The following is a 9685-nucleotide window of genomic DNA, read 5'->3' as shown; positions in this document are numbered from 1 at the left end:
CGAGACGCCCGGCAGGGTGCCGGCGGGGGCCCGGATCTCGGCCGGGAAGTTCGGCAGCGTGGAGAGGTCGTTGCCGAAGGTGGCCGTCTCCGAAGTGAACCGGTCACCGGTGAGCTGCATGCCGTCACCGGAGTCACCGGCGAAACGGATGATCACCCGGTCGAGTCTGCGGATGGGCTTGGCGCGCTTCGCCGGCGGGCCACCCGGGCCGTGCGGACCGGCGGGCCCGTTCGCGCCGGGGTGTCCGTCACCGTTGCCGGTACGACCCTCGTCGCCGCCCGATCCGTCCACTGCCTCTGACTGATCGACCTGACTGGTCACTGCCGCGGACCTCCTCGTGGGCACACCACCGCGGGCGCGGCCCCGTGCCCCGTCCGCCTGGTGCACCGCTCGCATCCTATGCGTGCGACCTTGAGCCCGGCCGGAACTCCGACAGGAAGTTGCACCCGCCCACGTCCGTGCCCCACATAGCGACAACGCGCGGCCGCCGGAGATCATTCCGCGCTCCGGCGGCCGGTGCCGCGAGGCCCCTCGGGCCGCGGGTCAGGAGTTCAGGTAGGTGAGCACCGCGAGCACCCGACGGTGGTCCTCCGGGCTCTGGGCCAGGCCCAGCTTGAGGAAGATGTTGCTGACGTGCTTCTCCACCGCGCCGTCGGAGACCACCAGCTGCTTGGCCACCGCCGCGTTGGTGCGGCCCTCCGCCATCAGCCCGAGCACCTCGCGCTCGCGCGGGGTGAGATTGGCCAGAACGTCGCCCTTGCGGCTGCGGCTGAGCAACTGCTGCACCACCTCCGGGTCCAGCGCGGTGCCGCCCTCGGCGACCCGGACCACCGCGTCGGCGAACTCGCGCACCTCGGCGACCCGGTCCTTCAGCAGGTAGCCGACGCCCCGGGTGGAGCCCGCCAGCAGCTCGGAGGCGTAACGTTCCTCCACGAACTGCGACAGCACCAGTACGTTCAGCTGCGGGTAGCGGCCGCGCAGCTCCACACAGGCGCGCAGGCCCTCGTCGGTGTGGGTCGGGGGCATCCGCACGTCGGAGACCACCACGTCCGGCAGGGCGTCGGCCGCCGCCAGGTCGTGGATGGTCTTCACCAGGGCGTCGCCGTCCCCGACGCCCGCCACGACCTCCAGGCCCCGGTCGGTGAGCAGCCGGGTCAGACCCTCCCGCAGCAGTACGGAGTCCTCGGCGATGACGACGCGACGCATGGTGACCTTCCGGGCAGGCGTGAGCTGACGGGAGTCAGTCTCCCCCATCCGCGCACGCCGCCGGAGGCCGAGGACCGGATCGGCCCGGTCACATGGTGCGGATGGCCACCGCGTCGCAGAGCCCCTCCAGGGCCGCCTTCGCCGCGCAGTCCGGCAGCGGGGCGAGCAGCGCCCGGGCCTCCTCGGCGTGCCGCAGGGTCTCCCGGCGGGCGCGCTCCAGCGCGGGGTGGCGACGCAGCAGGCGCAGCGCCTCGGCGTGCAGTCCGTCGTCGGCGAGGTCCTGGGTGAGCAGCTCGCGCAGCCGCGCGTCGTCCGGGTCGGCCGGGTCTGCCGGCATCTGCTGCAGCAGCAGGGTCGGCAGGGTGGGCACGCCCTCGCGCAGGTCGGTGCCGGGGGTCTTGCCGGACTCGTGACCGTCGCTGGCGATGTCCAACACGTCGTCGGCCAGCTGGAAGGCGATGCCGATCCGCTCGCCGAACTCGCCCAGGGTGTCCACCTGCCAGGGCTCGGCGCCGGCCATCTGTGCTCCTATCCGGCAGGCGACGGCGATCAGCGATCCGGTCTTGCCCTCCAGCACGTTCAGGTAGTGCAACAGCGGGTCGGCCTCCGGGCCGGGGCCGCGGGTCTCCATGATCTGGCCGGTGACCAGCCGCTCGAAGGCCTCGGCCTGCATCCGCACGGCCTCCGGGCCGAGGTCGGCCAGGACCTGGGAGGCGCGGGAGAAGAGGAAGTCGCCGGTGAGGATGGCGACCGAGTTGTCCCAGCGGGAGTTGGCGCTCTCGGCGCCGCGGCGCACCGGGGCCTCGTCCATGACGTCGTCGTGGTACAGCGTGGCGAGGTGGGTCAGCTCGACCACGACCGCGGCGGGCACCACGCCGGGCGCGCCCGGGTCGCCGAACTGGGCGGCCAGCAGCAGGAGCAGCGGACGGAAGCGCTTGCCGCCGGCCTGCAGGAGGTGACTGGCGGTGACGGTGATGAAGGGGACGTCGCTCTTGACGGTGGCGGTGAGCGCCGCCTCCACCGCGTCCAGTCCGGCCTGGACGTCCCGGGTCAGGTCGCGGTCCTGCACGCTGAGCCCGAAGGGTTCCACGACGGTCACGAAGACCACTCCTCTGTCCCTGGTCGATCTAGCGGCCTGGTCCCTGAGTGCCGCCGCTGGCCATACAGGCAGGGTATCCGGTCGTGAGTGGATCACTGCACGGGCGTGCGGATCCTGTCATGATCGGGCCGGAAGGCCTGGTCAGAACGGCTCTCCGGGCATTGCGGCGGTGGGGGCGAATTCGTCTGGAAATAAAGGCTGGAGATCGGCCCGCACTTCCGGACCGATCTCCAGCAAACCGACCGGTGACGGTCAGTACGCGAACAGCGAGGCCTTGGACGCGAGGTCCAGGAAGTACTGGGGCAGCAGGCCGAGACCCAGCGTCACCAGTACCCCCACCCCGATCGCGGTCGCGGTGAAGGCGCTCGGGATCGCCACCGTCGGACCGCCCGGCTTCGGGTCGGAGAAGAACATCAGCACGATCACCCGGACGTAGAAGAACGCGGCCACCGCCGAGCTCAGCACACCGACCACCACCAGTGGCGTCGCCCCGCCGGCCGCCGCCGCCTGGAACACCGCGAACTTCCCGGTGAAGCCGGAGGTCAGCGGGATCCCGGCGAAGGCCAGCAGGAACAGCGCGAACACCGCCGCCACCAGCGGCGAGCGCCGCCCCAACCCCGCCCAACTGGACAGGTGGGTCGCCTCGCCCTTGGAGTCTCGCACCAGGGTGACCACGGCGAAGGCGCCGAGCGTCACGAAGGAGTACGCCAGCAGGTAGAACAGCACCGAGGACAGTCCCTGCTTGTTGACGGCGATCACGCCGGTCAGGATGAACCCGGCGTGCGCGACGGAGGAGTACGCCAACAGCCGCTTGACGTCCTGCTGGGTCACCGCCAGCACCGCGCCCACCACCATGGTGAGGATCGCCACGCCCCACAGCACCGGGCGCCAGTCCAGCCGCAGGCCCGGGAAGGCCACGTAGAACAGCCGCAGGAACGCCCCGAAGGCCGCGACCTTGGTGGCCGCCGCCATGAAGCCGGTCACCGGGGTCGGCGCGCCCTGGTAGACGTCCGGGATCCAGGAGTGGAACGGCACCGCGCCGACCTTGAACAGCAGGCCGACCGCCAGCATCGCCAGGCCCGTCAGCAGCAGCACGTCGCTCTGGGTGGTGCTCAGCTGCGCCGGGGTGGTCATCGCCTTGCCGGAGATGACGTCCGCGATGTCGCCGAGCTTCACGCTGCCGGCGTAGCCGTACAGCAGCGCGGTGCCGAACAGGAAGAAGGCCGAGGCGAAGGCGCCGAGCAGGAAGTACTTGACGGCCGCCTCCTGGGAGAGCAGCCGGCGGCGGCGGGCCAGCGCACACAGCAGGTAGAGCGGGAGGGAGAAGACCTCCAGCGCCACGAACATCGTCAGCAGGTCGTTGGCGGCGGGGAAGAGCAGCATGCCGCCGACCGCGAACATGGTCAGCGGGAAGACCTCGCTGGTGGTGAAGCCGGCCCGGATCGCGGCCCGCTCCTGCTCGCCGCCGGGGGTGGCGGCGGCCTGGGCGGCGAAGGCGTCGGCGGGCAGGCCGCCGGCCTTGGGCTCCAGCCTGCGCTCGGCGTAGGTGAGCACTGTGACCACGGCGACCAGCAGGATCACGCCCTGCAGGAACAGGGCCGGGCCGTCCAGGGCGACCGATTCCATGGCCAGCAGGTCGATCCGCGGCGAGCCGTGGCCCTGCGCGGCCAGCACCACCACGGCGACGAACGCGCCGGTCAGGGCGACCAGGGCGAGCGAGACCTGGGTCCAGTGCCGCAGCCGCCGAGGTACGAAGGCCTCGACCAGGATGCCGGCCACGGCGGCGCCGAACACCACCAGCATCGGGGAGAGTTGGCCGTACTCGATGTGCGGCGCCGGGATGCTGGGGGTGCTGCCGCCGGCGGCGGCGAGCACTGCGGGGACGCTCACTTCTGCTCACCTCCTGAGGTGGCGGCGACCGGGTGGGCCGGCGCCGGGTCGGTCTGGTGGACCTGCGAGAGCGTCGCGTTCACCGAGGGGTTGACCAGGTCGGTGAGCGGCTTGGGGTAGACGCCCAGCAGGATCGTCAGCGCCACCAGCGGCGCCACCACGGCGAGTTCGCGGGCCTTGAGGTCGGGCATCGTGCGCACCCCGTCCTTCACCGGGCCGGTCATGGTGCGCTGGTACAGCAGCAGGGCGTACAGCGCGGCCAGCACGATGCCGAAGGTGGCGACGATGCCGATCGCCGGGTAGCGGGTGAAGGTGCCCACCAACACCAGGAACTCGCTGACGAACGGGGCCAGCCCCGGCAGCGACAGGGTGGCCAGACCACCGATCAGGAAGGTCCCGGCGAGCACCGGGGCGACCTTCTGCACGCCGCCGTAGTCGGCGATCAGTCGCGAGCCGCGGCGGGAGATCAGGAAGCCGGCCACCAGCATCCACGCGGCGGTGGAGATGCCGTGGTTGACCATGTAGAGGGTCGCGCCGCTCTGGCCCTGGCTGGTCAGGGCGAAGATGCCCATGATGATGAAGCCGAAGTGCGAGATCGAGGCGTAGGCGACCAGCCGCTTGATGTCCTTCTGGCCGACCGCCAGCAGCGCGCCGTAGACGATCCCGATCAGCGAGAGGACCAGGATCGCCGGGGCGAAGGTCTTCGAGGCGTGCGGGAACAGCCCGAGGCAGAACCGCAGCATCGCGAAGGTGCCGACCTTGTCCACCACCGCGGTGATCAGCACGGCGGTGCCGGCGGTGGCCTCGCCCATCGCGTTCGGCAGCCAGGTGTGCAGCGGCCACAGCGGGGCCTTCACCGCGAAGGCGAAGAAGAAGCCGAGGAACAGCGCCTTCTCGGCGGTGCCGGTCAGCTGCAGCTTGCCGTCGGCGATCGCGCTGGTGAGGGTCGGCAGGTCGAAGGTACCGAAGCCCTGGTCCTGCGCGATCACGTACAGCCCGATCACGGCGGCCAGCATGACCAGGCCGCCGAGCAGGTTGTACAGCAGGAACTTGACGGCCGCGTAGGAGCGCTGGCGCGCCGACTCGGGGCCGCCGGCCCGGTCGCCGAAGCCGCCGATCAGGAAGTACATCGGGATCAGCATGGCTTCGAAGAACACGTAGAACAGGAAGAGGTCGGTGGCGTAGAAGGAGACGATCACCATCGCCTCCACCGCCAGGATCAGGGCGAAGAAGCCCTGGGTCCGGCGGCGCCGCTCAAAGGTGCCGGGGTCGACGGTGCCGTCGGGGTCGGTCGGGCCCGGATCGGCGTCGTGCCAGGAGGCCAGCATGATGATCGGCACCAGGACGGCCGTCAGCAGGGCGAGCACCGCGCCGATGCCGTCCACGCCGAGCGAGAAGGTGATGCCGAAGGAGCGGATCCAGCTGTACGACTCGGTCAGCTGGTAGCGGGCTCCGTGCGGGTCGAACCGGGTCGCCACCGCGGCGGCCAGCGCCAGGGTGGCTGCGGAGAAGACCAGGGAGACGGCCTTGGCGTTGGTGCGCCGAGCCTCGGTCGTCCCGGCCGGCAGGGCGGCGGTCACCACCGCGCCGACTGCCGGGACGACGCAGGTGGCGGTCAGCAGAACACTCATGCGCCCGCCCCCCGACGCGATTCCCCGCCCCGAGCCGAAGGGCGCGCCGGTACCGAAAGCGAGGAGCGACAAGCGACCGACGAAGGAGGGAGTGCCGGAGCGAAGAGCGTCGGCGCCGGGTCCGAGCGCCCGGAGGCGAGCGGGCGAGTAACTGTCATCACACGGACCTCATCAGGAGAGTCGAGGCGACCAGCACCAGCGTGCCGCCGAACATGGAGAGCGCGTACGAGCGGACGAAGCCGTTCTGGACCCGCCGCATCCGACTGGACAGGCCCCCGATGACGGCGGCCAGGCCGTTGACGAAGCCGTCCAGGCCGCGACTGTCGAAGTAGACCAGCGTCGCGGTCAGCGCCGAGCCCGGCCGCACCAGCACGGCGTGGTTGAAGTCGTCCTGCAGCAGGTCGCGGCGGGCGGCCCGGGTGAGCGCGGAGCCGACCGGCGGGACCACCGGGACGGGCGAGCGCCCGTACATCAGGTACGACAGCCCGACGCCGGCCAGCATGCAGGCCGTGGTCAGCCCGGTGACGGTCAAGGAGCCGAGCGGCGAGTTGCCCTCGCTGTGCCCGGTGACCGGCTCCAGCCACTTCAGGAAGGAGTCGTTGAAGGCGAACAACCCGCCCGCGAACACCGAGCCGACGGCCAGCAGGATCATCGGGAGGGTCATGGTCTTCGGCGACTCGTGCGGGTGCGGGAGGTTGCCCTCCTCGTCCGGCTGCCAGCGCTTCTCGCCGAAGAAGGTCAGCAGCATCACCCGGGTCATGTAGAACGCGGTGACGGCCGCGCCGACCAGCGCGCACAGGCCGAGGATCCAGCCCTCGGTGCCGCCCTTGGCGAAGGCGGCCTCGATGATCTTGTCCTTGGAGAAGAAGCCGGACAGGCCCGGGAAGCCGATGATCGCCAGGTAGCCGAGGCCGAAGGTGACGAAGGTGACCTTCATGTGCTTCCACAGGCCGCCGTAGTGACGCATGTCCACCTCGTCGTTCATGCCGTGCATGACCGACCCGGCGCCGAGGAACAGCCCGGCCTTGAAGAAGCCGTGGGTCACCAGGTGCATGATCGCGAAGGCGTAGCCGATCGGGCCCAGTCCGGCCGCCAGCACCATGTAGCCGATCTGCGACATGGTCGAGCCGGCCAGCGCCTTCTTGATGTCGTCCTTGGCGCAACCGACGATCGCACCGAACAGCAGCGTGACCGCGCCGACCACCACCACAGCGGTCTGGGCGTCCGGCGCCAGGTTGAAGATCACCGAGGAGCGGGTGATCAGGTAGACGCCCGCGGTCACCATGGTGGCCGCGTGGATCAGGGCCGAGACCGGGGTCGGGCCCTCCATCGCGTCCCCGAGCCACGACTGCAGCGGCACCTGGGCCGACTTGCCGCAGGCCGCCAGCAGCAGCATCAGGCCGATCGCGGTCAGCTTGCCCTCGCTCGCCCGGGACGCCCCGCCGAAGACCGGGTCGAAGGCGAAGGAGCCGAACTCGGCGAACATCAGCATGATCGCGATCGACAGGCCCATGTCGCCGACCCGGTTGACGATGAAGGCCTTCTTCGCCGCCGTCGCCGCGCTCGGCTTGTGCTGCCAGAAGCCGATCAGCAGGTACGAGGCCAGGCCCACGCCCTCCCAACCGAAGTACAGCAGCAGGTAGTTGTCGGCCACCACCAGCAGCAGCATGGCCGCCAGGAACAGGTTCAGGTACGCGAAGAAGCGGCGCCGGCGCTCGTCGTGCGCCATGTAGCCCACCGAGTACAGGTGGATCAGGGTGCCGACACCGGTGATCAGCAGGACGAAGGTCATCGACAGCTGGTCGAGCCGGAACGAGATGTCGGCCTGGAAGCCGTTCACCGGGACCCAGCTGAACAGGTGCCTGGTCACCGCCCGGTGCTCGGCGTCACGGCCGAGCATGTCCGAGAACAGCGCCAGGCCGAAGCCGAACGAGAGCGCGGCGAACGCGGTGGCCAGCCAGTGGCCGAACCGGTCGAGTGCTCGGCCGCCGAGCAGCAGCAGGGCGGAGCCGGCCAGCGGAGCCGCCACCAGCAGCGGAATGAGAGAGTTCACCGAAGGCCCTCCGCCTACAGCTTCATCAGGTTGCTGTCGTCGACCGAAGCGGAGTGCCTGGTCCGGAAGATGGAGACGATGATGGCGAGGCCGACCACGACCTCGGCCGCCGCGACCACCATCGTGAAGAACGCGATGACCTGGCCGTCCAGGGTCCCGTGCAGCCGGGAGAAGGTCACCAGCGCGAGGTTCGAGGCGTTCAGCATCAGCTCGACGCACATGAACAGCACGATCGCGTTGCGCCGGATCAGCACCCCGGAGGCGCCGATGGTGAACAACAGGGCCGACAGGTACAGGTAGTTGACCGGGTTCACCGCTCGCCCTCCTCGTCCGCCCCGTTCGTGTTGTTGGCACCCGCCGGCTCCAGCGACTTGCGCGGCGGGGCCACCGCCGGCCGCTCCGAGGACGGCCGGCCCAGCCAGTCCGCCGTGGTGTTCTCCAGCTCCGCCATCCGCTGCAGCATCGCCTGGCTGACGTCCCGGATCTGGCCGCGCTCGCGCAGCGTCGCCATCACCGAGTCCTCGGCGACGGTGCCGTCCGGCAGCAGCGCCGGGACGTCCACCGCGTTGTGTCGGGCGTACACGCCCGGGGCCGGCAGCGGCGGCACCTGGATGTTGTCCCTGACCCGCTGCTCCGCCAACTCGCGCTGGGTCTTCGGGGCCTTCACGTGTTCCCGGTGGGTCAGCACCATCGCGCCGATCGCCGCGGTGATCAGCAGCGCGCCGGTGACCTCGAAGGCCCAGACGTAGCGGGTGAAGATCAGCCGGGCCAGGCCCGGCACGTTGCCCTCGGCGTTGGCCTCGGCCAGCCCGGTGAAGTGGTTCAGCTTCGCGTTGGCGATCCCGGCGATCAGCAGCACGCCGAAGCCCAGCCCGCACAGCACCGCGGCGAACCGCTGGCCCTTCAGCTGCTCCTTCAGCGAGTCCTCGCTGGTGACGCCGACCAGCATCACCACGAACAGGAACAGCATCATGATCGCGCCGGTGTAGACCACGATCTGCACCACGCCCAGGAACACCGCCCCCTGGGCCATGTAACAGACCGCCAGCGCCATCATGGTGGCCGCCAGGCAGAGCGCGCTGTGCACGGCCTTGCGCATCAGCAGCATGCCGAGCGCGCCGCCGACCGCGATCACCGCGAGCACCCAGAACTGGACGGCCTCACCCGTGGAGGTCGTCCCGGTCGCGGCCGCGAGATGTGCGATCACTGGTGCACCTCCTTCTCCCGGTCGGTGCGCTCCTGCTGGACCGTCCCGGGCGCCGCCGCGGTGACCTCGCCCCGGTAGTACGCGCCCTCGTCGGTACCGGGGAAGATCGCGTGCGGGGTGTCGACCATGCCCTCTGACAGGCCGACCAGCAGCTGCTCCTTGGTGAAGATCAGGTCCCGGCGGGAGGAGTCGGCGAGCTCGTACTCGTTGGTCATGGTCAGCGCCCGGGTCGGGCAGGCCTCGATGCACAGCCCGCACAGGATGCAGCGGGCGTAGTTGATCTGGTACACCGCGCCGTAGCGCTCACCGGGCGAGTAGCGCTCCTCGTCCCGGTTGTCCGCACCCTCCACGTAGATCGCGTCGGCCGGGCAGGCCCACGCGCACAGCTCGCAGCCGACGCACTTCTCCAGGCCGTCCGGGTGCCGGTTCAGCTGGTGGCGACCGTGGAAGCGCGGAGCGGTGGGCTTCTTCTGCTCCGGGTACTGCTCGGTGAGCCGCTTCTTGAACATGGCCTTGAAGGTCACGCCGAAGCCTGCGGCCGGGCCGAGGATCGACGGCCGGTCGGCCCGCTCGTCCCTGCCCGTCTGGTCGGACGACAT

The 9685-nt window shown here is 70.5% G+C and carries 8 protein-coding genes and 1 pseudogene; all 9 read right to left on the bottom strand.

Annotation, left to right across the window (positions count from 1 at the left end):
- Positions 1 to 321 (bottom strand): annotated as a pseudogene (locus ACFQ87_RS15505) (2-oxoglutarate ferredoxin oxidoreductase subunit alpha); the annotation flags it as partial.
- 222 nt (positions 322 to 543) lie between these two features.
- Positions 544 to 1206: a response regulator gene (locus tag ACFQ87_RS15500; RefSeq protein WP_380611261.1), complete on the bottom strand. Its 663-nt coding sequence runs from the start codon at positions 1204 to 1206 to the stop codon at positions 544 to 546.
- 88 nt (positions 1207 to 1294) lie between these two features.
- On the bottom strand, positions 1295 to 2305 hold the full coding sequence (locus tag ACFQ87_RS15495; protein WP_380611260.1) for a polyprenyl synthetase family protein: 1011 nt from the start codon (positions 2303 to 2305) through the stop codon (positions 1295 to 1297).
- A gap of 252 nt (positions 2306 to 2557) precedes the next feature.
- Complete coding sequence (gene nuoN / locus ACFQ87_RS15490; RefSeq protein ID WP_380611258.1) at positions 2558 to 4195, bottom strand: NADH-quinone oxidoreductase subunit NuoN; 1638 nt, start codon at positions 4193 to 4195, stop codon at positions 2558 to 2560.
- Positions 4192 to 5826: an NADH-quinone oxidoreductase subunit M gene (locus tag ACFQ87_RS15485; RefSeq protein WP_380611257.1), complete on the bottom strand. Its 1635-nt coding sequence runs from the start codon at positions 5824 to 5826 to the stop codon at positions 4192 to 4194. Before ACFQ87_RS15485 ends, nuoN begins: the two co-directional genes overlap by 4 nt.
- A gap of 157 nt (positions 5827 to 5983) precedes the next feature.
- Positions 5984 to 7879 (bottom strand): NADH-quinone oxidoreductase subunit L, encoded by a 1896-nt coding sequence (gene nuoL, locus ACFQ87_RS15480; RefSeq protein WP_380611256.1) that lies wholly within the window; start codon positions 7877 to 7879, stop codon positions 5984 to 5986.
- Between the two features lie 14 nt (positions 7880 to 7893).
- Positions 7894 to 8193: an NADH-quinone oxidoreductase subunit NuoK gene (gene nuoK, locus ACFQ87_RS15475; protein ID WP_350516917.1), complete on the bottom strand. Its 300-nt coding sequence runs from the start codon at positions 8191 to 8193 to the stop codon at positions 7894 to 7896.
- Positions 8190 to 9083 (bottom strand): NADH-quinone oxidoreductase subunit J, encoded by an 894-nt coding sequence (locus tag ACFQ87_RS15470; RefSeq protein WP_380611271.1) that lies wholly within the window; start codon positions 9081 to 9083, stop codon positions 8190 to 8192. Before ACFQ87_RS15470 ends, nuoK begins: the two co-directional genes overlap by 4 nt.
- Positions 9083 to 9685 (bottom strand): NADH-quinone oxidoreductase subunit NuoI, encoded by a 603-nt coding sequence (gene nuoI, locus ACFQ87_RS15465; RefSeq protein WP_380611255.1) that lies wholly within the window; start codon positions 9683 to 9685, stop codon positions 9083 to 9085. Before nuoI ends, ACFQ87_RS15470 begins: the two co-directional genes overlap by 1 nt.

Origin of the sequence: Kitasatospora sp. NPDC056531 (assembly GCF_042794375.1) — a bacterium.
Classification (GTDB): Bacteria; Actinomycetota; Actinomycetes; order Streptomycetales; family Streptomycetaceae; genus Kitasatospora.
The sequence above is the reverse complement of the archived record's forward strand: the minus strand, read 5'-3'. Positions and strand labels throughout refer to the sequence as shown.

What these genes read in the sequence shown, in the direction of transcription:
- ACFQ87_RS15500 (WP_380611261.1), bottom strand. Translation starts at nt 1,206, where the DNA reads ATGCGTCGCGTCGTCATCGCCGAGGACTCCGTACTGCTGCGGGAGGGT.
- ACFQ87_RS15485 (WP_380611257.1), bottom strand. Translation starts at nt 5,826, where the DNA reads ATGAGTGTTCTGCTGACCGCCACCTGCGTCGTCCCGGCAGTCGGCGCG.
- nuoI (WP_380611255.1), bottom strand. Translation starts at nt 9,685, where the DNA reads ATGTCGTCCGACCAGACGGGCAGGGACGAGCGGGCCGACCGGCCGTCG.